Annotated in this window: 19 protein-coding genes and 6 tRNA genes; 5 read left to right on the top strand and 20 right to left on the bottom strand. The window is 55.9% G+C overall.

Translation table 11 applies throughout. The features are described from left to right. Positions 1–17: 17 nt before the first annotated feature. From queF to DV711_RS09695, 4 genes are all read right to left on the bottom strand, one after another. Positions 18–845, bottom strand: a complete 828-nt coding sequence (gene queF, locus DV711_RS09710) for an NADPH-dependent 7-cyano-7-deazaguanine reductase QueF (protein ID WP_114695466.1) — start codon at positions 843–845, stop codon at positions 18–20. Further along, positions 842–1615 (bottom strand): ABC transporter permease, encoded by a 774-nt coding sequence (locus DV711_RS09705; RefSeq protein WP_114695465.1) that lies wholly within the window; start codon positions 1613–1615, stop codon positions 842–844. The genes queF and DV711_RS09705 overlap by 4 nt, the downstream gene beginning before the upstream one ends. After that, a complete protein-coding gene (locus DV711_RS09700) occupies positions 1615–2538 on the bottom strand; it encodes an ABC transporter ATP-binding protein (protein WP_114695464.1) in 924 nt (307 codons plus the stop codon). Before DV711_RS09700 ends, DV711_RS09705 begins: the two co-directional genes overlap by 1 nt. Positions 2539–2643: 105 nt before the next feature. Beyond that, positions 2644–3159, bottom strand: coding sequence for a bacteriohemerythrin (locus DV711_RS09695; protein WP_165840063.1), 516 nt, complete (start codon positions 3157–3159; stop codon positions 2644–2646). A gap of 80 nt (positions 3160–3239) precedes the next feature. On the opposite strand from DV711_RS09695, the gene DV711_RS09690 reads away from it, so the two are divergent. Further along, positions 3240–3554 (top strand): PA2817 family protein, encoded by a 315-nt coding sequence (locus DV711_RS09690; RefSeq protein WP_114695462.1) that lies wholly within the window; start codon positions 3240–3242, stop codon positions 3552–3554. 42 nt (positions 3555–3596) lie between these two features. On the opposite strand, the gene DV711_RS09685 is transcribed toward DV711_RS09690, so the two are convergent. The 5 genes from DV711_RS09685 to DV711_RS09665 form a co-directional block, all read right to left on the bottom strand. After that, positions 3597–7871, bottom strand: a complete 4275-nt coding sequence (locus tag DV711_RS09685; protein ID WP_165840062.1) for a LamG domain-containing protein — start codon at positions 7869–7871, stop codon at positions 3597–3599. Between the two features lie 246 nt (positions 7872–8117). Continuing rightward, a tRNA-Gly gene (locus DV711_RS09680) sits at positions 8118–8193 on the bottom strand. A gap of 2 nt (positions 8194–8195) precedes the next feature. Then, positions 8196–8271: transfer RNA gene (locus DV711_RS09675), tRNA-Glu, on the bottom strand. A gap of 15 nt (positions 8272–8286) precedes the next feature. Then, a tRNA-Gly gene (locus DV711_RS09670) sits at positions 8287–8362 on the bottom strand. Positions 8363–8364: 2 nt separating this feature from the next. Then, positions 8365–8440: transfer RNA gene (locus DV711_RS09665), tRNA-Glu, on the bottom strand. A 368-nt stretch (positions 8441–8808) separates the two neighbouring features. Here DV711_RS09665 and DV711_RS09660 point away from each other — a divergent pair. Next, complete coding sequence (locus DV711_RS09660; RefSeq protein WP_114695460.1) at positions 8809–9579, top strand: hypothetical protein; 771 nt, start codon at positions 8809–8811, stop codon at positions 9577–9579. A 206-nt stretch (positions 9580–9785) separates the two neighbouring features. On the opposite strand, the gene DV711_RS09655 is transcribed toward DV711_RS09660, so the two are convergent. The 11 genes from DV711_RS09655 to DV711_RS09605 all read right to left on the bottom strand — a co-directional run bounded on the left by DV711_RS09655 (position 9786) and on the right by DV711_RS09605 (position 18814). Then, positions 9786–9862 (bottom strand) — tRNA-Pro (locus tag DV711_RS09655). A gap of 74 nt (positions 9863–9936) precedes the next feature. Beyond that, positions 9937–10013: transfer RNA gene (locus DV711_RS09650), tRNA-Pro, on the bottom strand. Positions 10014–10278: 265 nt separating this feature from the next. Beyond that, positions 10279–10635, bottom strand: a complete 357-nt coding sequence (locus DV711_RS09645) for a MerR family transcriptional regulator (RefSeq protein ID WP_114695459.1) — start codon at positions 10633–10635, stop codon at positions 10279–10281. Then, a complete protein-coding gene (ihfA, locus tag DV711_RS09640) occupies positions 10616–10918 on the bottom strand; it encodes an integration host factor subunit alpha (protein WP_114695458.1) in 303 nt (100 codons plus the stop codon). The genes DV711_RS09645 and ihfA overlap by 20 nt, the downstream gene beginning before the upstream one ends. A gap of 34 nt (positions 10919–10952) precedes the next feature. Next, positions 10953–13331, bottom strand: coding sequence for a phenylalanine--tRNA ligase subunit beta (gene pheT / locus DV711_RS09635; RefSeq protein WP_114695457.1), 2379 nt, complete (start codon positions 13329–13331; stop codon positions 10953–10955). A 77-nt stretch (positions 13332–13408) separates the two neighbouring features. After that, positions 13409–14425: a phenylalanine--tRNA ligase subunit alpha gene (gene pheS / locus DV711_RS09630; RefSeq protein WP_114695456.1), complete on the bottom strand. Its 1017-nt coding sequence runs from the start codon at positions 14423–14425 to the stop codon at positions 13409–13411. 219 nt (positions 14426–14644) lie between these two features. Then, on the bottom strand, positions 14645–15001 hold the full coding sequence (rplT, locus tag DV711_RS09625; RefSeq protein ID WP_114695455.1) for a 50S ribosomal protein L20: 357 nt from the start codon (positions 14999–15001) through the stop codon (positions 14645–14647). 36 nt (positions 15002–15037) lie between these two features. Beyond that, on the bottom strand, positions 15038–15232 hold the full coding sequence (gene rpmI, locus DV711_RS09620; protein WP_114695454.1) for a 50S ribosomal protein L35: 195 nt from the start codon (positions 15230–15232) through the stop codon (positions 15038–15040). A gap of 134 nt (positions 15233–15366) precedes the next feature. Next, the gene (infC, locus tag DV711_RS09615; RefSeq protein ID WP_207802613.1) at positions 15367–15867 is read right to left on the bottom strand and encodes a translation initiation factor IF-3; all 501 of its coding nucleotides are present in this window, start codon (positions 15865–15867) and stop codon (positions 15367–15369) included. A 42-nt stretch (positions 15868–15909) separates the two neighbouring features. After that, on the bottom strand, positions 15910–17835 hold the full coding sequence (gene thrS / locus DV711_RS09610) for a threonine--tRNA ligase (RefSeq protein WP_114695452.1): 1926 nt from the start codon (positions 17833–17835) through the stop codon (positions 15910–15912). Between the two features lie 196 nt (positions 17836–18031). Next, on the bottom strand, positions 18032–18814 hold the full coding sequence (locus DV711_RS09605) for a FadR/GntR family transcriptional regulator (RefSeq protein WP_114695451.1): 783 nt from the start codon (positions 18812–18814) through the stop codon (positions 18032–18034). Between the two features lie 151 nt (positions 18815–18965). Between DV711_RS09605 and DV711_RS09600 the strand changes: the two genes are divergently transcribed. From DV711_RS09600 to DV711_RS09590, 3 genes are read left to right on the top strand one after another with little or no spacing between them, the layout of a single operon-like run. Then, the gene (locus DV711_RS09600; RefSeq protein WP_114695450.1) at positions 18966–19781 is read left to right on the top strand and encodes a (Fe-S)-binding protein; all 816 of its coding nucleotides are present in this window, start codon (positions 18966–18968) and stop codon (positions 19779–19781) included. A gap of 2 nt (positions 19782–19783) precedes the next feature. Continuing rightward, entirely contained in the window at positions 19784–21214 is a 1431-nt protein-coding gene (locus tag DV711_RS09595) for a LutB/LldF family L-lactate oxidation iron-sulfur protein (RefSeq protein WP_114695449.1), read from the top strand. Then, the gene (locus tag DV711_RS09590) at positions 21211–21885 is read left to right on the top strand and encodes a LutC/YkgG family protein (protein ID WP_114695448.1); all 675 of its coding nucleotides are present in this window, start codon (positions 21211–21213) and stop codon (positions 21883–21885) included. Before DV711_RS09595 ends, DV711_RS09590 begins: the two co-directional genes overlap by 4 nt. Positions 21886–21904: the final 19 nt, after the last annotated feature.

The following is a 21904-nucleotide window of genomic DNA, read 5'->3' as shown; positions in this document are numbered from 1 at the left end:
GCTCTATCGATCGAGCGTTATTGGCGCAGCAGGCGGATATTATCCGGGGTGAACGCTTCGGTGCTGCGATAGGGATTGATATCCAGACCGCCCCGGCGGACATAGCGGGCATAAACGCTCAGCTGTTCCGGCTGGCAGCGCTGGTAGATATCCAGAAAGATCTGTTCGACGCACTGCTCGTGAAAATCGCCGTGCTCACGATAGGAGATCAGGTACTTGAGCAGCCCTTCACGATCGATCGGCTGACCCCGGTATTCGATCTGAATACTGGCCCAATCCGGTTGCCCGGTGACCGGACAATTGGACTTGAGCAGATGGCTGTAGAGCTGCTCATCCACCGGGTCCCCTTCGGCGCTGCTCAATAGTTGCGGCGCCGGCTGGTAGTGCTCGACCTCGATATCCAGCTGATCCAACGACTCTCCTTTAAGGGGCTCGATGATCCCGGCCGCATCCAGGGTCTGGATCGCCACCGAGACAGTACCGCCGAAGGCCCGGCTCAGGTCTTCAACCAGATGCTGCTGCACCTGCTCGACCGAGTCAAAACGGGTCAGATTAAAGGAGTTGAGGTAGAGCTTGAACGACTTCGACTCGACGATATGGCTCGAATCGCAGGGAATGCGGAACTCGGCGATTGCTACCTGGGGTTTGCCCTTAGGATCCAGCCACGACAGCTCGTAGGCATTCCACAGATCGAAACCCCGGAACGGCGGTTTGTCGTAGCCCAGTTTCTGCCAGTTATTGGCCCGCTCGATTGAAAACAGCTGGGTTGGATCGTAGTGGCAAACATACTGGGTATCCTGGCCCAACGGTGCCTGCTTGATCGCTTCGTGATTATCGGAACTCAATGACGGATCCCCTTGCCCGTTTTCAACAGATGCAGCGCAAAGCTGTAGAGCGCCACAATGAAGACCAGAATGATGCCAAAGGCAAAGCTCAGGTCAATATCGCTGACACCCAGTATCCCGTAGCGGAAGGTGTTGACCATGTACAGAATCGGGTTGGCCATCGACACCCCCTGCCAGAACTCAGGCAACAGCTGGATCGAATAGAAGACTCCGCCCAGATAGGTCAGCGGTGTCAGCACGAATGTCGGTACGATCGCCACATCGTCGAAGCTGTTGGCGAAGATCGCATTGATAAAGCCTCCCAGGGCAAAGAGCACGGCGGTCAAGAATACCACCGCCACGACCACAAACAGGTTGTGCACCTGCAGATCGGTGAAAAACAGCGACAGCAGGGTCACGATCAAGCCGACCCCCAACCCCCGGGCGACCCCACCGAGGACATAGCCGATCAGAATGATCGAAGCCGGCACCGGTGACACCATGATCTCTTCGACATGGCGCTGGAATTTGGCGCTATAGAACGACGACACCACATTACCGTAGGAGTTGGTAATCACCGACATCATGATCAGCCCCGGCACGATGAACTCCATGTAATCATAGCCGTCCATCTCACCGATCCGGGAACCGATCAGGTTACCGAAGATGATGAAATAGAGCGTCATCGTGATCGCCGGCGGCAGCAGGGTCTGGGCCCAGATCCGTAGAAAGCGGCGAATCTCGCGGCTGACGATGGTCATCAGCGCGATGCTATTGTCTTGAATTCGCATTATGACTCCAGGTTCTTTTCCACCAGCCGGACAAACAACTCTTCGAGCCGGTTGGTCTTGTTTCGCATACTCGCCACCTGGATATCCTGCTGCTGCAGTTGCGCGAAGAGCTCATTGAGCCCCTGCGACTTATCCACTTCGACCAACAGGGTGTGGTCACCTTCCAGTTCGATCGAATAGCCCTCCAGACGCGGCAGCTGTTGCAGCGGTTGGGCCAGATCCAGCACGAAGGTCTCACGATTGAGCTGGCTCAGCAGCTCGCGCTTCGAGGTGTTGGCCCGAATTTCGCCACGATCGATGATGGCGATATTGCGGCACAGGCTTTCGGCCTCTTCGAGATAGTGGGTGGTCAGGATGATGGTGGTACCCGCTTCATTGAGCCGCTGCAGGAACTCCCACATCGAGCGACGTAGCTCGATATCGACCCCGGCGGTCGGCTCATCCAGAATCAACAGCTTGGGGTTGTGGATCAGCGCCCGGGCGATCATCAACCGACGCTTCATCCCACCGGACAGCATCCGGGCCGTGGTATGGCGCTTATCCCAGAGGCCCAACGCCTGTAGATAATGGTCAGCCGAGTCGTTGGCTTCGCCGCGGGACATGCCGTAATACCCGGCCTGGGTAACGACGATATCGCGCACCTGCTCAAACTGATTGAAGTTGAACTCCTGGGGCACGACGCCCATCGACTTCTTGGCCGCCACGGAATCGGTATCAAGGTTATGGCCAAACACCAATACGCTACCGGCTGTTTTATTGACCAGAGTGGAGACGATTCCTAACGTGGTCGACTTGCCGGCACCGTTGGGGCCAAGCAGGGCAAAAAAGTCGCCCTGTTGGACTTCGAGATCGATCCCTTTCAGGGCCTCGAAGCCGTTATCGTAGGTTTTTCTCAACCCCCTGATGGACAGGGCCTGGGTCATAGTGATTTCCTGAAAAGGTGAGACCAGAAATAGACCCGTCCTATGTTGGGCCACCGAAGTCCGTTTTCAACGGCAAGGCCCGGTTTTTAAGCCGTCCGATGACGATCAGAGGAAGTTTTTCGGCAACCGCTGCAGGTACTTTTTCATCTGCATGTCGGTCTTCAGCACATGATCCAACACCCAGCCTCGTAACAGGCCCACGACCTGCTCCTGCACCTGGGGATCAAGATTCAGCGAGTCACTCTCGGCAGGTTCTGGCTCGGCCGCTCCGGATCCCGGCTCGCCGTAGTTATCGATCTTGGCGGTCTCCTGTTCCAGAATCACCTCCAGATCCTCTTCAGCACTGATGGGCTCGCTCTCCAACACCCGCTGCCGAAGGGCCGCCATCTGCTCCAGGATCCGCTGGTGCTCCATCTTGTGCTCGATATAGCCGGGGTACTTCATCTTCAGCTGGGTCTTCTCTTCCTGGCGGAAGTGACTCAGGGTGTACTCTTCCAACTGCTCGAACAGCTGCTTCAGGATTGCTCGGTTGTTATCCAGTTTCAGCGCCAGCTCAACACCGTTGATCAGACAGAACAGGTATTTGTGCTCGTCATCAATAATCAGATTGCCAACTGACATCGCATCTTGCCAAACCACTGGCATAATAGACCCCCTACTTCACTACGGGCTTACACCCCATTCGATACGAGTTGCCGACCATGAGCCAAACCCCTGCGATCCGCACCCAACTTCTACAGCTGTTTCAACAAAGCGTCCAGGCGCTCAAGGCCACCGGCAGCGACGAAGCGGTTGAGATCATCGAGCAGCGCTTCGAACAGGTTTTTGACGCCATCGATCAGGAGCAGGAATACAAACACCTGGCGCAGGACGTACTGTCCAGCCTGATCACGATGCACCCCAACCTGACCCCAATGATTCCCCGTCAGCTGTTGTGGCAACTGGGCGGCAGCTGCCTGCACTTTCTCAGCGACGAGGAGATCGATCAATTCAGCCGGGAAGAGGAGCTGCACTAAACCCTAGCCTATCTCCCTTTTCAGCCCAATCGGTTAAAGGTATTACTGGCTGAAATTCTCCTGCCAGAAGATCATCCGGTCGTTACCGCGGTAGCGACCGAAAGTGGCCTGCCCCCGCGGATCGGTATCGCCGCCCCCGAACCAATCAAACTCCAACCAAGACGGGGCGGCGTAAATCAGATCAACCTGTCCTTCATTACCGACACCCGGTGCAGACAATACTAACGGTGCTGAACTCGGGCTTTGTCCAGCAACGACTTCCGTTTCAGTATTGGGCGAGGTAACCGAGGTATCACCGGCTTCAAGATTGTCAGAGCCGTAATTACTGTGATCCAGGCTCGTCGATGTATTGATATAGGTGGTGCAACTATCATCGGTATTGAGGATGAAGTTGATACCGTCAAAATACTCCAACTGCAACGGTACCTCGAGATCTTCGGTTTCCGGTCCGAAGGTATTCCCCACCAATAGCCGACCATAGCGAATTCGGGTACTCCCCAGCAGACCGTGATCGAAGAATGTGTCACCGCTGACATCCAGATCAAAACTGTTGAGTTGGGCATCCTCATCATTTGGCGCCGTACCGACTGATAGAGCGGCAAACGGCCCATCGGGCAATGAATCCCGATCGATACGAAGGTTCAGATCAATCGCAGCCGTTCCGGCACCAGTATGATCGAGAGCTGGCCAGACGATACTGGCGCTATCCAGCGTCAGCCGACTACTGAGATCGGTAGTCCCATCGACAGCCCCCAGGTTCAGTTCTCCACTGGTATCGAGCTTGGCGAAGTTGCCAGCATAGTTCCTGGTGATTACACCGCTACTGTTTTCGGCGCTAAGACTGTACTGAACGCCGAAAGGCTCACCCATATAGGTAAAGCTGGAACTGCTGCAGCTAGCCAGGTCCGTCCGGTTGGTCAGGGTCGCAGCGCTAAGGCGGAAGTGAGACGGATAGAAACGTCCAACATAAGGCAGCGTTCCGGTTACGGCACCCGCCCCCAGATAGCTGCCATCGGTCACGTTGGCCGTCAGACTGATGATCCCGACTTCGCTCCATGACAGGTTGGACTTGGTGCTGGCACCGGCACTAAAGCCGCTGAAGGTGCCATTACTCAAAGCCGGATTCGTCCCATTGGTCGGTAGAACCAGCCCCTGAGTCAGGGTCACGGTCTCGGCCGTACTCTCCTGTCCAAAATTAGCCGTCACACCGTTATCCGACAGATCGGCGCCGCTATCAGGCACCCCATCGCTGTCGCTGTCATCGCCCGAAGCCCAGAGCACCGCCGTCACCGTGGCGGCGAAGGCTTCTCCGGCCGCTTTAAAGGGATCCCCTGCCGCACTGATGGCAGCCGGGTTACCCGGCACGTCGATATGGAAACCAAACGGACGCACCACAAATTCATTGGAACTGCCCGACAGGGTAACCTGCGGATCCTCGCCGCTGGCGGCTAGAGTTTTGCTGGCATGCAGCTGGATCAGGCCGGCATCGCTGTAGTCGAAAGTAAAACTGGCTTGGCCATTACTGCCGAAGTTCAGGCTGACATTACTGTAATTAGTCACCCCCGTTGCCGGATTAGCCCGCAACGTGGTGCTGTCGTTCAGGGTCAGCTTGTTATCACCCTGGCAGGTCGCTGGATTACGGCACTGATAGGCCATCTGGACGATCTGGGTATTGGTAAGGCGGGCCTCGCAGGCACCGGTATCGGTATTGGTCTGTACTGCCCTGATCTCGATCGTCTGGTTGCCAGGGGCCAGATTGCTCTCCTTGCCGGCAATCTGGTTACCGATGTTGTTGGCCACACCCGCGCCGTAGAAGCGGAACCCAGCATCGCTGAAAGCCAGTTTAGGATCTTCGGTGCCATCGCCGTCCTTATCAGTGGCACTATTATTATCGACCAAGTCAATATCCATATGGGGAGCCGTTGTCACGGCTGGATGGGCTAACGCCAGCACCACAGCACTCTCACCACTGCCCCAGCTATAGCTGGCAATACCATCCCCGGCGGTACCGTTGGCCAGGCTACCGTTACCGGTAATCAGGCTCCAGTCGCCGATGCCAGTGCCGGTATTGAGCGTCAGACTGACGCTGTTGCCGGGCTCAACGGTCCCTTCGCTGGAATCATGGGCGGTAATGGTGATCGATTCGGCCTCACAGGTGACGCCCTGCCCACTATGACTGATGGCGTAGTGGTCAACATCTGATGCGCTGCAAGGTTCCTGCGTAGTAATGGTGACGAACTCGAAACTGATTATTTCGTTACTACCACCGTAACAGCAGCTACCGCTATTAATGTTTCCACTAATGCGAATGGATATCTGCATATTGTTGGTGAATGAGATCGAAGAGAAAGAAGACAGACTGATCGAATTTGAATGGCTCCCCCCCCCAAGGCCGGTAATGGTATCGATCGTAGTCCAGGAACTACCGCCATCATCGGATATCTCTACCAGCACACTATCATCCGAATCGACGGCGTCGGTTAGGCTATAGCTGTATGACACAACCGCTTCAGAGGCATCTGCAAGAGAAAAGCCCCGGGCAACACCGGGCCGACTTGAAGACTCCGAAGGAGTGTAATTTTGTAGATGTAACTTGCCACCGCTAATACTCACATAGCCTGCAGCAGCCCCTGTGGAAGCCGTGTCATGTTCGGTCCAACCTCCCGACCAGTTCACCGAGCCTGAACTATTAGTGAAGGAAGCCGCAGAAAAATCATCACTATAGGTAACGCTGCAACTACCACTCGGGCAGTCTCGCTCCGTTCCGTCCCAATTATCGCCAGCTAGAGTATTGTTGTAGATACTGGTGATCTGCGAAGCAGAAACAGCTTCGTTAAAGATCAACAACTCATCCACCAATCCTCGCCAATCTTGTCCCAAGTCGAAACCACCACCTACTGAATCTTGCTCCTGACCTAGAATCAGACCACCGCTATCGATGTTCAATGCTGAGGTAGACCCGCTAGTACACCCCTGCAGACTGGCATCACGATAGATACAGTTTTGGCTACCGCTACGAGTCCATACCAGGTGGTGCCACTGGTTATCAGCGATATTGCCGATGCTAATCGATGACGGATCAACACCTTTCAACCAGGGTTCGAAAGAGGTAGCGCTCGGAAACCACATAATCAACTCGTTGGCCTGGGAGCTGTTGGCACCGGATATCAATGCCTGGCTACCGCTGTTAGACGTTTTAATCCAGGCCGAAATCGTAAAGTCAGTGGCGCCATTCAATGCTCCGGAGCCAAGGGAAATGTAGTCACTGGTCCCAGCAGCCGACAGATCCGCTGCGTTGCAAAGCAGACCACTGGCCGTGTCTGCGCTGTTTGCAACGCCATGATTGCTGCCTTCACTATCAACCACCTCATCGGAGGTTCCATTCCAGCTGGTTTCATCCAACCGCCACTCGGCCAATAAGGTACTGCAGGGGTCATAGGATATTTCGATATCGTCGGCATAAAACCCCACAATCGCATTTGAACCCGACGCTAGAAAACGGATCTGGGTATTGCTGGCGATATATGACGACAGATCAACGCTTTCAGCGGTGGCGGAAGAATTGGTAGACGAAACGGTATAGGTGCGGAGCGTGGTCCAACTGCTGCCGCCATTGGCGGACACCTGCAAACTGACGGTCTCCGAATTTTGGATAACGCCGGTACGGTAGTTGAAGGTCAGAGTCGCAGTGGTCGCTCCACTCAGATCAACCTCTCGGCTGGCACCGACATTTGAAAAAGACTGCGCTGGCTCGCTGGAGATAACCCCCAGACGCAGGCAGTTTCCGGAGCTGCAGCTGTCATTCCTAACCCGGACGAAGCCAGCACTGGCCCCATCACTCTCACCAATCTCCTGCCAATCGCCGGACCAATTCCGAGAACCATCATTTTGGGAAAACGAAACCGAATCAAAGTTATCCGCCACAGTTTCCGCACTACAGGTCGTCCCGGTGGAGACTGTAATCGCATTGGTCAAGGTAAACAGGTTGGAACCGCTACCGCCGCAGCTATCGTTGTGGGAAGCCCAAAAGTAAGCATTATAGGTACCGGGAGTACTGGGCGCGGTGATGGTGAAACTTTCGGTATGGGTTCCGGTAAACGTGTTATCGGCATGGTTGTTACAGGTATAGCTGCCACTGGAGCTTGTTCCGATCAGCCAGTCGGTCGATTCCCAGTCATTATTGCTGCCATTACCGTCGGTGGTGACGTTCAAGGTTACGGTGATACTGGCTCCCGGTGCAACGGTGGCACTACTGCCACCATTGACAGTTGCGGAGTTGATCGTCCGTCCGGCCTGCGCGGAGGCAGCCAACAACATCAGCAACCCCAACTGTAGGATCACTGTAAGCAGGCGGTTTGATCGACCAGTGTTTATTACACGCATACGCAGGCAACGTCCGGAAAGCTAAGTGTCGACTGGTGGTCCGGCAGGATTAGCTAGCGATCAGTATCCGCACCTGCTTCGGATAGGGCAAGAATACTACATTGCCAACAAAGACATAGCCTTAGCAACAAGTCTGTTGATACAGGTCGTTGAAGAAATGACAGATAGAAGAAGAGAGATTGGAGCGGGAAACCGGGTTCGAACCGGCGACCTCAACCTTGGCAAGGTTGCGCTCTACCAACTGAGCTATTCCCGCGATGGCGTCCCATAGGGGGTTCGAACCCCTGTTACCGCCGTGAAAGGGCGGTGTCCTAGGCCACTAGACGAATGGGACGCAGCCTTGAGGATTTGGAGCGGGAAACCGGGTTCGAACCGGCGACCTCAACCTTGGCAAGGTTGCGCTCTACCAACTGAGCTATTCCCGCGATGGCGTCCCATAGGGGGTTCGAACCCCTGTTACCGCCGTGAAAGGGCGGTGTCCTAGGCCACTAGACGAATGGGACGTCGCGTTTCCTTTGAATCCTCATCAAAGGAGGCGCGTATAATAGGGACTTAAAAAAAAACCGTCAAGCGAGCAAAGGCACTTTTTTTCAGAAAATTTAACACTGTATATAGGAGCCGCTAGCGACTCTCCCAGATCGAATAAAAATCACCCAGCACCGATCACTTTCTACTCAAACCTGCCTTGTAAACCCACGACTATCGCCGAAACTATCGGGGTCGATTCAGATCAACCATTCAAGCAATCGCCCCTGCCGCCGATAGAGCGCAGTAACCGGGTTGAAAGCCATTGCCGTCATAAGGGCTTCAAGCTATCTTGGTAGCTGGAAAAACCTAGGGTGTTAGATGTCCCCTGACCACCGGAGAGCTTATGAGTCCTGCCACCATCGTCACGCTGATTATCGTGGGTATCGTCGTGATGGTGGGCGCCGCGTTTGTGGCCCAATCGATGGAGAACGCCCGCAAGGCCCGCGCACTGAAAATCAAGGTAATCAATGAGCGAATCCGCCGGATCAGCTCAATGCTCAGCGACATCCCCCACAACTATATGACCGCCGACCTGCGTCAATTTATGCTGACGCTGCTCAAGCGCAACTGCCACGAAATCCTCGAACTGGATCCCCGCCACTCCAGCGCAGGCGCCCTATCGAAAAAGATCGACGAGCTGCAAAAGCAGGAGTTCAAGAGCGCCCTGGACACCCTCAAGCCGCCGTTCAGCGACCCGATAAGCGGACAGGGACTACGCGCCCGGATCAAGGACCTGGTCAACACCATCGTGGCGATGAGCAAAGAGGGCAGCCTCGATAAGGCCGCTGCGGTGAAGTACTCCAATCAGGGCAAAATGATGTTTGAACTGATCAGTGTCGATATCGCCCTGATCAGCGCCCGCAACGCCGAGCAGAACAAAAAGACCAAGGTGGCTGCAGTTCACTACAGTAACTGCTTGAAGAAACTCAAGCGCATCAACACCAAGAACCTGTTCAACAAACGGATCCAGCACCTCACCAACAAGCTCAAGCAGCTAAAACAGCAGATCGCCGAAGCCGAAGCTGCCGCCAAGCCGCAAACCAGCGAGCAGGATGAGTGGAGTAAGTTCGAAGAGCAGCAGAACGACTGGAAGATTAAACAGGATTACGAGTAACAGCCTGCAAACGACCACTAACCGGCACTGATCAAAGCCCGTCTCAACAACATCGAAGACTAATCGTCGGGACGGCAGGATTTGACCCTTTCTCCCCATGCCATCTTCAGGCAAAAAGCCGCTACCAGACTGCGCTATGCCCCAACTATAAGGCATTACCTGCTGATTTCGAGGAAGGTACCGAAGTAAATCTATCGACCGGATAATGGTCGGGACGGCAGGATTTGAACCTGCGACCCCTTGCACCCCATGCAAGTGCGCTACCAGACTGCGCTACGCCCCGACTACAAGAAATTGCCCGCTAACTTCCAGGAAGGTACCGAACGGTACGGGAAGCGAATTCGATCGACCGGATAATGGTCGGGACGGCAGGATTTGAACCTGCGACCCCTTGCACCCCATGCAAGTGCGCTACCAGACTGCGCTACGCCCCGAATTCAGGCAATTACAGCTGCCTTGCGACAGCGAGAGCGAATACTACCCCATCCCCCAACTCAGTGGAAGAGCCGGTTTGGAAAATTCAAACGGGGTCTGCTGGTACTTCTGGCGTCGTGTCTGTTGTCTCTGACAAAGTGCCAATCGAGGCGAGAGGATCATCGTTTGGTTATTCCAAATAAGCAACGAAAAACGACGAGGGGCGGTTTTTCAGAGACAACCCGAAGGGGGCTGCAGGCATGGTGCAAGAAGTGCTGGCAGGCCCTAGACCGATTTGAGGGTAACGAGCAGCTGCTCAAGTTCGGAAATTGTCTGTCGAATCAACTGCTGGGAGCGCTGATTATCGTCATCGGCCTGCTCGCCATCGAGCCATTGACGGGCGCCGGCTATGGTGAACCCCTGCTCATAAAGCAGATGGCAGAGCTGACGCACCAGCAACACATCCTGTCGCTGATAATAACGCCGGTTGCCACGCCGCTTGACCGGCTGCAGCTGCTCGAACTCCTGCTCCCAATAGCGCAATACGTGAGGCTTTAGCCCACACAAAGACGCTACTTCACCGATAGTGAAGTAGCGCTTGTCTGGAATGGGGGGAGCCGGCTCAGTCTTCTGAGTCGGCATAGGTTTCGACTTTTTCTTTCAGCTTCTGCCCGGGACGAAAGGTCACTACGCGACGTGCGGTGATCGGCACTTCCTCGCCGGTTTTTGGATTCCGTCCCGGACGCTCACGCTTGTCACGCAGGTCGAAATTACCAAAGCCCGAGAGCTTGACCTGTTCGTTTTCCGACAGACAGGTACGGATCTCATCGAAGAACGATTCGACCATCTCTTTGGCTTCGCGCTTGTTCAAACCGATCTCGTCGAACAAGCGCTCGGACATCTCAGCTTTGGTCAAAGAGCTCATAGAGCCTCCTGTGCGAAAAAAGCCCTTTGCGTCGTTAGCTTCTCAGCACTGCACCCAACTGTTGTTCGGCGGCAGTCACCACGGCATCAAAGAACTGGTTGACTTGCTCGTCATTAAGCGTGTGCGATGGATGCTGCCAGGTCAAGCTGAGAGCCAAACTTTTTTTACCGTTTTCAATACCTTCGCCGCTATAGACATCAAACAGGGTGACATCCTTGAGCCACTCACCGGCTTTTTCGCGGGTCAGCTGAAGCACCTTGGCAACCGCCACTTGCTGATCTACCACCAGCGCCATATCGCGGCTGGTACCCGGATACTTGGACAGCTCGCTAAAGGCCGGCAGACGGTCAACCATCACCGCATCCAGCGCCAGTTCAAACAGGAACACCGGGCCGTTGAGCCCCAGCTCTTTGCACAGACTAGGGTGCAGCGCACCGACGTAACCCACCAGTTCGCCATCGCGCTTGATCGCAGCGGTCTGCCCCGGGTGCAGCGCCTGATGCTCGGCGGCTTCAAATTCGAACGCATTGGCATCACCATTGACCGCCAACAGCGCTTCCAGATCGCCCTTCACATCGAAGAAGTCGACGACACGCTTATGACCGGTCCAGCCTTCCGGATTGCAGGTACCGAAGAGCGCGCCAGCAATCACGTCATCCTGGATCAAGCCATCGTCACCCGGTACAAAGCGCTGACCGGTCTCGAACAGACGGATCCGGCTTTGCTGGCGGTGCTGGTTGTGCTGCATCGCCTTGATCAGGCCCGGCCACAGCGTGGTTCGCATCACCGCCATATCGGCAGAGATCGGGTTGGCCAGCGCCACCGGCTGATGCTCGGAATCAAACTTGGCCAACAAGCCCGGCTCAACAAAGCTGTAGGTGATCGCTTCCTGGTAACCGCGAGCCACCAGCAGGCGACGCAGATCCGGCAAGCCTTTTTGTGCTTCCGGCTGCGGGGTCAACTTCAGGGTTGCGTGGTTGGTACGAACCGGCATCCGGTTGTAACCATAGATACGGGCCAGCTCTTCCAGCAGGTCCTCTTCCAGCGACACGTCGAAACGATAGGCCGGTACATCGACCTGCCAAGCGCTATCGCCGTCGGCACTGACACCCATGCCCAGGCGAGTCAGGATCTCTTCGACTTCGTCAGCCTCGATGTCCAGCGACAGCAGCTTCTTGATCCGCTCGGCGCGAAGCTTGACGGTACGAGACGCCGGCAAGTGCTGCTCCAGCGCAACCTCGGTGATCGGACCGGCTTCACCACCAACGATCTCCAGCAGCAGAGCAGTAGCACGCTCACTGGCCTTGACCTGCAGTTCGGGGTCAACACCACGCTCGAAACGGTGCGATGCATCGGTGTGCAGACCGTAGGAGCGCGCCTTACCGGCAATCGCCAGCGGGTTGAAGTAGGCACATTCAAGGAAGATGTCACGGCTCTGTTCGGCAACACCGGAGCCTTCGCCACCCATGATCCCCGCCAAGCCAAGCGGACCTTGATGGTCGGCGATCAACAGGGTTTCATTGTTCAATTCGCACTCCTGCCCATCGAGCAGGGTGAGTTTTTCACCGGATTCGGCCATCCGCACCCGGATACCGCCGTTCAGGGTCGCCAGGTCGTAGGCGTGCATCGGCTGACCCAGCTCCAGCATCACGTAGTTGGTGATGTCGACTACCGGATCGATGCTACGGATACCGCTACGGCGCAGCTTCTCAACCATCCAGACCGGCGTGGTCGCGGTCGGGTCGATCCCCTTGATCACACGGCCGACAAAACGGGCACAACCCTCTCCAGCTTCGATCTCGATCGGGAAGGTATCGTCAATAGTGGCCGCAACCGGCTCAACCGCAACTTCGGTCACCGGTGCTTTATTCAGCACACCCACTTCACGGGCCAGACCAGCAATGCTCAAACAGTCACCACGGTTGGGAGTCAGATCGACCTCGATGATCTGGTCATCCAGATCGAAGAACTCACGCAGGTCCTGCCCCGGCTGCGCCTGCAGCGGCAGTTCCATGATACCGTCGTTGTCTTCGTTGATACCCAGCTCCTCACCGGAGCAGAGCATGCCGAAAGACTCGACCTGGCGCAGCTTGGCCTTCTTGATCTTGAAGTTGCCCGGCAATACCGCACCAACCTTGGCGAAGGCCACCCGCAGGCCAGCACGGGCGTTGGGGGCACCACAAACCACCTGGAAGGTCTCGTTGCCGTCGCTGACACGACAAACCTGCAGCTTGTCGGCATTGGGGTGCTGCTCGGCGGCTTCAATCTCACCGATCACGACACCGCTGAACTCGGCAGCTGCCGGCTCGACGCCGTCAACCTCAAGACCAGCCATGGTGATCTGCGCTACCAGCGCGTCTGTCTCGATGGCGGGGTTTACCCACTCCCGCAACCACTTTTCACTGAATTTCATCGCCTGATTCCGTCTATTCTGTTGCCGCGGCCGTCCGGTTCACGCAGGGACAGCCCGCTGGTTAATCCTGATTCGATTTACTTGAACTGCTGCAGGAAACGCAGATCGTTCTCGAAGAACAAGCGCAGGTCATTGACGCCGTAGCGCAGCATCGCCAAGCGCTCAACACCCATGCCAAAGGCAAAACCGCTGTAGGTTTCGGTGTCGACGTTGCAGGATTCAAACACCTTCGGGTGGACCATGCCGCAACCCATTACCTCGAGCCAGCCGGTGTGGCTACAAACACGACAACCTTCGCCGTTACACATTACACAGGCGATATCGACCTCAGCAGAGGGCTCGGTGAACGGGAAATACGAGGGACGGAAACGTACCGCCAGATCCTCTTCAAAGAACTCACGCAGAAACTCTTCGACGGTTCCTTTCAGGTCGGCAAAGCTGACGTCGGTATCAACCAGCAGACCTTCCACTTGGTGGAACATCGGAGTGTGGGTCAAGTCGGAGTCGCAACGGTAAACCCGTCCCGGACAGATAACCCGGATCGGCGGTTCCTGCTGCTCCATGGTGCGGATCTGTACCGGTGACGTATGAGTCCGCAACAGCGTATGGGCGTCGAAATAGAAGGTATCGTGCATCGCCCGCGCCGGGTGGTGCGCCGGGATATTCAGCGCTTCGAAGTTATGGAAGTCATCTTCGATTTCCGGACCCTGTTCAACGCCGTAGCCGACCCCAGCGAAGAAGCGTTCGATCCGCTCCATGGTGCGAGTTACCGGATGCAAACCGCCACTTTGCTGGCCGCGTCCAGGCAGCGTCACATCGATGGTTTCCGAAGCCAGCTTGGCATTCAGCGCTTCGGCTTCCATCGCCGCCTTGCGAGCATTGATCTGCTCGGACAGCTGCTGTTTGGCTTCATTGATCTTGGCGCCCGCCTGCGGCCGCTCTTCGGCACTGAGCTTACCCAGCCCTTTAAGCAGCTGGGTCAGTTCGCCCTTTTTGCCCAGAAACTGCACCCGCACCTGATCCAGTTGCTGTGCATCGGTGGCGTTCTCTACGGCCTCTTTACCCTGGGCCAACAGGCTATCTAGGTTTTCCATCTTCGGTTCCGACTACCGTGGGCATTGCATGCCCCATTGTGGTTGCACCCAGCACGACGACGCGGGGCACAACCTGAATCTGTTGTTGCTCACTCTGCTTTTGCAGGTGACGTAACTTTGTGTCTCTTAAAACAAAAACAGGGGAAGGATTTTCACCCTTCCCCTATTCAAAACAGTGACTAACAAGTCACTGAGCGATTCAATGCTGATCGCTGTTGATTAGGCCAGGGCACCCTTGGCTTTTTCAACGATCGCACTAAAGGCCTCTTTCTCGTGTACGGCCAGGTCAGCCAGAACCTTACGGTCGATCTCGATAGAAGCTTTCTTGAGACCGGCGATCAGGCGGCTGTAGGACAGACCGTTGATACGTGCTGCGGCGTTGATACGGGCAATCCACAGAGCACGGAACTGACGCTTGCGCTGACGACGGTCGCGGTAAGCGTACTGACCTGCTTTGATAACTGCCTGTTTGGCAACACGAAATACACGGCTACGGGCACCGTAGTAACCTTTAGCCTGCTTGAGAATTTTCTTGTGACGACGACGAGCGATAACACCACGTTTTACGCGAGCCATAATTCCTTCCTTCTAACTAACTTATCAATAACCAGATTAAGACTGGCGCAACATGCGCTTAACCAGAGCGACGTCAGAAGCGTGAACTTCTGAAGTGCCACGCAGGTGGCGCTTACGCTTGGTGCTCTTCTTGGTCAGGATGTGGCTAGTGTGGGAAGACTTCCGCTTGAAGCCGTTAGCGGTCGCTTTAAAACGCTTAGCTGCACCGCTGCACTTTTTCATTTTAGGCATAACAAAAAACTCCACGCATTCGTTAATTTCTATATAACCCCAGACCCTTCAACCCCGTTTCGGTCAGACCGAAACGGCAAAAGCCCGCTACGTCACTGCGAACAGCGACGATGCGGACTTGCTATGAAGACGGGTTACTTCTTCTTTTTCGGGGCGATGACCATGATCATCTGACGGCCTTCCATCTTCGGATGTTGTTCAACGGTACCCAGCTCTTCGAGGTCGGCTTCGACCCGCTTCAATAGCTGCATACCCAACTCCTGGTGGGCCATCTCACGACCACGGAAACGCAAAGACACTTTGGCCTTATCTCCCGCTTCTAGGAAACGTACCAGGTTGCGTAGTTTTACCTGATAATCCCCCTCTTCAGTTCCTGGACGGAACTTCATCTCTTTGATCTGAGTCTGCTTCTGCTTCTTTTTCTGAGCCGCTTTCTGCTTCTTCAGTTCAAAAACATGCTTGCCGTAGTCCATCAATTTACAGACTGGCGGCTGCGCATCGGGCGCGATCAGTACAAGATCCAGTGATGCTGTTTGTGCCTGCTGGAGCGCTTCTTCCAGGGTAACAATCCCCAGCTGCTCACTTTCGGCGCCTACCAGGCGAACTTCACGGGCCTCAATCGCTTCATTGATGATGGCCTTCTTGCTCGCGCCCTTGCTGCTTCCTCTTTTAATCTTTTAGCTCTCCGCTACAGCCCGACCTTTACGTGCGACATCCTGTTCCAGTGTCTGGACAAACTCTTCGATGCTCATCGAACCGAGATCTTCTCCGGTTCTCAAACGTACGGTCACGCTCTTAGATTCGACTTCCTTATCGCCCACGACGAGCTGATAAGGAACCTTCTGAATTGTGTGCTCGCGGATTTTAAAGCCGATCTTTTCGTTTCTCAAGTCCGCTTGGGCTCTAAATCCACGATCTTCTAGGGTTTTCTCGATTTCTTTACAGAATTCGGCCTGATTGTCGGTGATATTTAGAATTACCGCTTGAGTCGGCGCCAACCAGGTCGGCATCGCACCGGCAAAGTTTTCAATCAGTATCCCGATAAAGCGCTCAAACGATCCCAGAATCGCACGGTGCAACATCACCGGCGTTTCACGCTCGCCTGCCTCATTAACGAACTGTGCATCCAGACGGCCCGGCATCGAGAAGTCGACCTGAACGGTGCCGCATTGCCATACCCGGCCCAGACAATCCTTCAGCGAGAACTCGATCTTAGGGCCGTAGAAGGCCCCTTCGCCCGGCAACAGTTCCCATTCAAGACCGGCATTGTTCAACGCATCGGTCAGCGCCTGCTCTGCCTTGTCCCAAACCTCATCGCTACCGACTCGTTTTTCAGGACGAGTAGAGAGCTTGTACTGGATCTCGGTGAAGCCGAAGTCATCGTATACCTTGTGCAGGAAGTCGATAAACTGCGCTACTTCTTCCTGGATGGCATCTTCAGCACAGAAGATATGCGCATCGTCCTGAACAAAGCCACGAACCCGCATGATGCCGTGTAGCGCGCCGGACGGCTCATTACGGTGACAACAACCAAACTCAGCTAAACGCAACGGCAGATCACGGTAGGAGCGCAGCCCCTGGTTAAACACCTGCACGTGGCCCGGACAGTTCATCGGCTTGATGGCGTAATCGCGGCTTTCAGAGCTGGTGGTAAACATCTCTTCGGAGAACTTGTCCCAGTGGCCAGACTTCTCCCACAGCGTGCGCTCGATTACCTGTGGAGTTTTCACTTCCTGATAGCCGTTCAAACGCAGCTGCTTACGCATGTAGCTTTCGATCTGCTGGTAAATGGTCCAACCGTTCGGATGCCAGAAAATCATCCCCGGCGCTTCTTCCTGCAGGTGGAACAGGTCCAACTGTTTGCCCAGCTTACGGTGATCGCGCTTCTCGGCTTCTTCCAGACGGAACAGGTAGGCCTTAAGAGCCTTCTTATCACCCCAGGCGGTGCCGTAGATCCGCTGCAGCATTTCGTTGTTGGAGTCACCACGCCAGTAGGCGCCCGCCACCTTCATCAACTTGAACGCTTTGATGTGACCGGTTGACGGTACGTGAGGACCACGACACAGATCGATAAAGTCACCTTGCGAATAGAACGACAGATCTTCCGCATCGGGAACCGCCTTGAGCAGCTCAACCTTGTACGCCTCACCCATCTCGTCGAACATCTTGGTGGCTTCGTCGCGACTCATCAGCGAACGAGTGACCGGCAGATTCTGCTTGGCCAGCTCAGCCATTTTCTTCTCGATCTTGGTCAGATCTTCCGGCGTAAACGGGCGCTCGTAGGCAAAGTCATAGTAGAAGCCATCTTCGATTACCGGACCGATGGTCACTTGCGCACCAGGAAACAGCGCTTGAACTGCCATTGCCATCAAGTGAGCACAAGAGTGACGAATCACTTCCAAACCATCGTCGTCACGAGCGGTGATGATCGATAGCTCCGCATCGGCTTCAATCACATAGCTGGTGTCGACCATGTCACCGTTTACCCGACCGGCTAACGCAGCCTTGGCCAGGCCCGCACCAATGGAGGCGGCGACATCGTGAACAGAAACGGCTTGATCAAATTGACGGGTACTTCCGTCAGGAAGGGTGATTACAGGCATGTTAAATCCTTTCCAGTGGTGACCCCTACCAAAGGCCACATGAATTGATGTTTTTAGAAACAGTTTTCCATAAAGGCAGACGCCCGGATGAACTCTTACGATGGACCGGGCGCAAACAAGCGCAGCATTCTAGCAGCCACGAAATGGGTTAAACAGTCTATCCGGACAATTTCTCAGCCATCCGGCAGATACCAAGTTACGAAAGCAACAGCCCGCGGGTATAGGCGATATGTTCCCGCGCCGCTTGCCGGGCAGCATCGGCATCCCGATCCATAATCGCTTGAAATATATGTCGATGCTGGGCGCCGATATGCTCCGGATAGCGCCCTTTCTTCTTGAAAGTCTGCGACAGCACGCCATAGATCGCATTGAAGTAACGGGTATAGAGCAGCTGACTCAACGACAGCACCAGCAGGTGGTGACTCTGCTCGGCAATCCGCATATGAAAGCCCAGATCCACCTTGGCTTGACGTAGCGTGTTAGCACCCGCATTACTTTGCCCCATCCGGGCATATTCCTGCGCCAGCGCCTCCAACTCCTCATCGCTGGCTCGGGTAGCACAGTAATAGGCAGCCTCCCCTTCCAGCATTTCACGCATCTCCAGCACCTGCTGCTGCAACGCCAAGCCCGGTTCGGAGATAGCTTCGTTATCGTCCTGGAAGTAGGGCTCCAACAGGTTTAAGCAACGGCTTCCTCCTCCATGATGGGTTTGCACCAATCCAGCACCGCGCAGCTCGCTGATCGCCTCTCGGACCGTGGCTCGGGACGCCTGAAAACGCTGCCCCAGAACCCGCTCAGACTCCAACTTGGCCCCCGGGCGAATATCTCCCTCGATGATCGCTTGTTTGAGACCCTCAGCCAGCTGCTTGGCCCGTCCCGGCAGCCGCTCCTTAACCACCCTGGGCGACGACCCTGTTCGAGACTGCCGTTCTGCTCGAGACCGTTCCACTCGGAGCGGGCTATACTGCTGATCACTCATACGCTTGCCATCCCGTTTCGCGACTCCTGCTGGCCAAATTCACTTGGTCAGACCAGTTGCAGCAATTAGTTTAGCGCCTAAACAATGACAGGATAAAGTAGCCTCAACTAATAACGAGGGCACAAGCCCCAGTGACCGTCGGATAAACACCATGACTGCAACCCCAAACTCTCCCACAGGCCGCGCGCCGCAAGTGGGTCTGTTCGTCACCTGCCTGGTTGATATGTTCCGCCCCAGCGTAGGCTTTGCCACCGTTAAGCTGCTTGAAATGGCCGGCTGCCGGGTCGAAGTTCCTGATACCCAAACCTGCTGTGGTCAACCAACCTACAACTCCGGCGATCGCCGCTCTACCGCCGAAATCGCCCGCGGGGTCATCGACAGCTTCGACGGTTACGAGTATGTCGTCGGCCCTTCCGGTTCCTGCATCGGCATGCTGCACGAATACCCACAGCTGTTTGATAAGACTGATCCCTATCACAGCCGTGCTCTCGACCTGGCCGCACGCGCTTTCGAGATCACCTCGTTCCTGACCGATGTGATTGGTGCCGATCTGAGCCTGGAAAGTTACTCCAAGAAAGTGACCTACCATGACTCCTGTGCCGGTCTGCGGGAACTGGGTATTAAAAAGCAGCCACGCCATCTGCTGGGCAAGGTTGACGGCGTCGAGATCGAAGAGATGGAAGAGGCCGAAACCTGCTGTGGCTTTGGTGGCACCTTCTGCATCAAATACCCGGATATCTCCAACCGCATGGTCGGCAACAAGACCAAGAACGCGACTGCCACCAAGGCCGATGTCCTGCTCGGCGGCGACCTGGGTTGCCTGCTGAACATGGCCGGCAAGCTCAAGCGCGAAGGCGAAAAGCTTGAGGTACGCCACGTGGTCGAAGTACTGGCCGGCATGACCGACACCCCGGCCATCGGCCAGAGTGTTGAAGAGTTCAACTACGAACTGGCGCAGGAGGCTTAAGCATGGAGATTAAAACCCCCGAATTTAAAGCCAGCTCCCGCATCGCACTGGAAGATGTATCGCTGCAGAAAGCCCTTGGAAACCTGCGTGACGGTTTCCCGCAAAAGCGCGCCGCCGCCGTGGCTCGAATGCCCGAGTTCGAAACGTTGCGCGACCAAGCCCGCGACCTGAAAAATCACACCATCGAACATCTGGATTACTATCTGGAGCAGTTTGAAACCAACGTGACCAAACATGGCGGCCAGGTTCACTGGGCCCGTGACGGCCAACAGGCTCGTGAAGCGATTCTAAAGATCTGCCAGAGCGCTGACGCCAAGACCGTCACCAAGGGTAAGTCGATGGTATCTGAAGAGATCGCCTTGAACGACTACCTGGAGGAGAACGGCGTTCAACCGGTCGAGACAGACCTGGGCGAATACATCCTGCAGCTGCGCGAGGATCACCCCAGCCACATCATCGCCCCGGCAATTCACCTGAATCTCGACGATGTCAGCGATATCTTCTCGAAGAAGCATGGCACCGAGCGCACCGACGACCCAGCCGCTCTGATGCAGGAAGCCCGCGAAATGCTGCGCAAGCAGTTCGTCGGTGCCGATGTGGGCATCACCGGCGCTAATTTCTGTGTCGCCGAAACCGGCAGCACCATCATCGTCACCAACGAGGGCAACGGCGACCTGACCCAGACCCTGCCGAAGGTTCACGTGGTCATCACCACCATCGACAAGGTGGTACCGACGCTGGAGGATATGACCCTCTACCTGCGCCTGCTGGCTCGCTCCGCAACCGGCCAGGAGTTCACGGTCTACAACACCCTGTCCACCGGCCCGCGCCGCGAAGAGGACCAAGACGGTCCAGACGAATTCCACGTGGTACTGCTCGACAACGGTCGCAGCGAGATGGTCGGTACCGATTTCCAGGACATGCTGCGCTGCATCCGCTGCTCCGCCTGTATGAACCACTGCCCGGTGTACGGCTCCGTCGGTGGACACGCCTACGGCTGGGTCTACCCCGGCCCGATGGGTTCGGTGTTGACCCCCAAATTGATCGGCATCGACAAGGCCGGCCACCTACCCAACGCCTCCACCTTCTGCGGCACCTGCGAATCGGTCTGCCCGGTGCGTATTCCTTTGCCGAAGATGATGCGCCACTGGCGCGAGCGGGAGTTTGAAAAACACCTGTCGCCCACCGGCTTTCGCTTCGGTCTGGGCGTCTGGTCTCAGTTCGCTCGCCGGCCCAAGCTTTACCGCTGGCTAGCGAAGCTCAGCTCACTATCGCTGAAAACCCTATCCGGTAAGAAGGGCCGACTGAAGTCCTTGCCACTGAAGAACGGCTGGACCGCCTGGCGCGATCTTCCCGCCCCCCAGGGCGGTACCTTTATGGATCAATGGAAAAAAGAACAGGGCAACAAGCAGCATAAAGGAGGCCAGCAATGAGCCAGAACGCACGCGATCAGATTCTTGGCAATATCCGCCGTGGCCTCGGTCGGGGTGAGCTGAGCCAGCAAGCCCAGACCCAACTGCGCGAACGAATTGGCCAACATCCCCGGCATACGATTCCGGCCCGCGGCCAGCTTGATGCCGAAGGCCAGGTAGCCCTATTCCGCTCGATGGCCGAAGAAGCGGCCGCCGAGCTGATCGATATCGATTCACTGGAAAAGCTACCCATCGCCGTTGCCGACTTCCTGCAGCAAAACCAGCTCAAGCAGCTGCTTCGCGGCAGTGATGCTGCGCTGGAAGCGCTGGACTGGGGTCCGCTGGAAGGTATTAAGGTGGAGTCGCGCCCAGTCCAGGCTGGTGACCCGATCAGCCTGACTCTGAGCTTCGCCGGTATCGCCGAAACCGGCACCCTGATGCTGCATTCGGGCCCCAACAGCCCAACCACGATGAACTTCCTGACCGACATTCATCTGGTGGCGCTGCGCCAAAGCCAGATCGTCGGATTCTACGAACAGGCGTGGCAGCAACTGCGTGAGACCGTGGGAGAGAACTGGCCAAGAACGGTCAACATGATCACCGGTCCATCCCGCAGCGCCGATATCGAGCAACGTCTGCAGATGGGTGCCCACGGCCCCAAACGTTTGGTCATCTTTATGATCAACGACTGACATTGCCGAGCCCGCACAG

It is taken from the genome of Motiliproteus coralliicola (genome assembly GCF_003345655.1).
GTDB lineage: Bacteria > Pseudomonadota > Gammaproteobacteria > Pseudomonadales > Balneatricaceae > Motiliproteus > Motiliproteus coralliicola.
This window is presented reverse-complemented; position numbering and strand designations above follow the sequence as displayed.

Coding starts and splice junctions, on each gene's coding strand:
- DV711_RS09690 (WP_114695462.1), top strand. CDS start 3,240: ATGAGCCAAACCCCTGCGATCCGCACCCAACTTCTACAGCTGTTTCAA.
- DV711_RS09695 (WP_165840063.1), bottom strand. CDS start 3,159: ATGTCAGTTGGCAATCTGATTATTGATGACGAGCACAAATACCTGTTC.
- DV711_RS09605 (WP_114695451.1), bottom strand. CDS start 18,814: ATGAGTGATCAGCAGTATAGCCCGCTCCGAGTGGAACGGTCTCGAGCA.
- thrS (WP_114695452.1), bottom strand. CDS start 17,835: ATGCCTGTAATCACCCTTCCTGACGGAAGTACCCGTCAATTTGATCAA.
- DV711_RS09685 (WP_165840062.1), bottom strand. CDS start 7,871: ATGTTGTTGGCTGCCTCCGCGCAGGCCGGACGGACGATCAACTCCGCA.
- rplT (WP_114695455.1), bottom strand. CDS start 15,001: ATGGCTCGCGTAAAACGTGGTGTTATCGCTCGTCGTCGTCACAAGAAA.
- DV711_RS09595 (WP_114695449.1), top strand. CDS start 19,784: ATGGAGATTAAAACCCCCGAATTTAAAGCCAGCTCCCGCATCGCACTG.
- DV711_RS09660 (WP_114695460.1), top strand. CDS start 8,809: ATGAGTCCTGCCACCATCGTCACGCTGATTATCGTGGGTATCGTCGTG.
- rpmI (WP_114695454.1), bottom strand. CDS start 15,232: ATGCCTAAAATGAAAAAGTGCAGCGGTGCAGCTAAGCGTTTTAAAGCG.
- pheT (WP_114695457.1), bottom strand. CDS start 13,331: ATGAAATTCAGTGAAAAGTGGTTGCGGGAGTGGGTAAACCCCGCCATC.
- DV711_RS09645 (WP_114695459.1), bottom strand. CDS start 10,635: ATGCCGACTCAGAAGACTGAGCCGGCTCCCCCCATTCCAGACAAGCGC.
- DV711_RS09700 (WP_114695464.1), bottom strand. CDS start 2,538: ATGACCCAGGCCCTGTCCATCAGGGGGTTGAGAAAAACCTACGATAAC.
- DV711_RS09600 (WP_114695450.1), top strand. CDS start 18,966: ATGACTGCAACCCCAAACTCTCCCACAGGCCGCGCGCCGCAAGTGGGT.
- DV711_RS09705 (WP_114695465.1), bottom strand. CDS start 1,615: ATGCGAATTCAAGACAATAGCATCGCGCTGATGACCATCGTCAGCCGC.
- ihfA (WP_114695458.1), bottom strand. CDS start 10,918: ATGAGCTCTTTGACCAAAGCTGAGATGTCCGAGCGCTTGTTCGACGAG.
- DV711_RS09590 (WP_114695448.1), top strand. CDS start 21,211: ATGAGCCAGAACGCACGCGATCAGATTCTTGGCAATATCCGCCGTGGC.
- pheS (WP_114695456.1), bottom strand. CDS start 14,425: ATGGAAAACCTAGATAGCCTGTTGGCCCAGGGTAAAGAGGCCGTAGAG.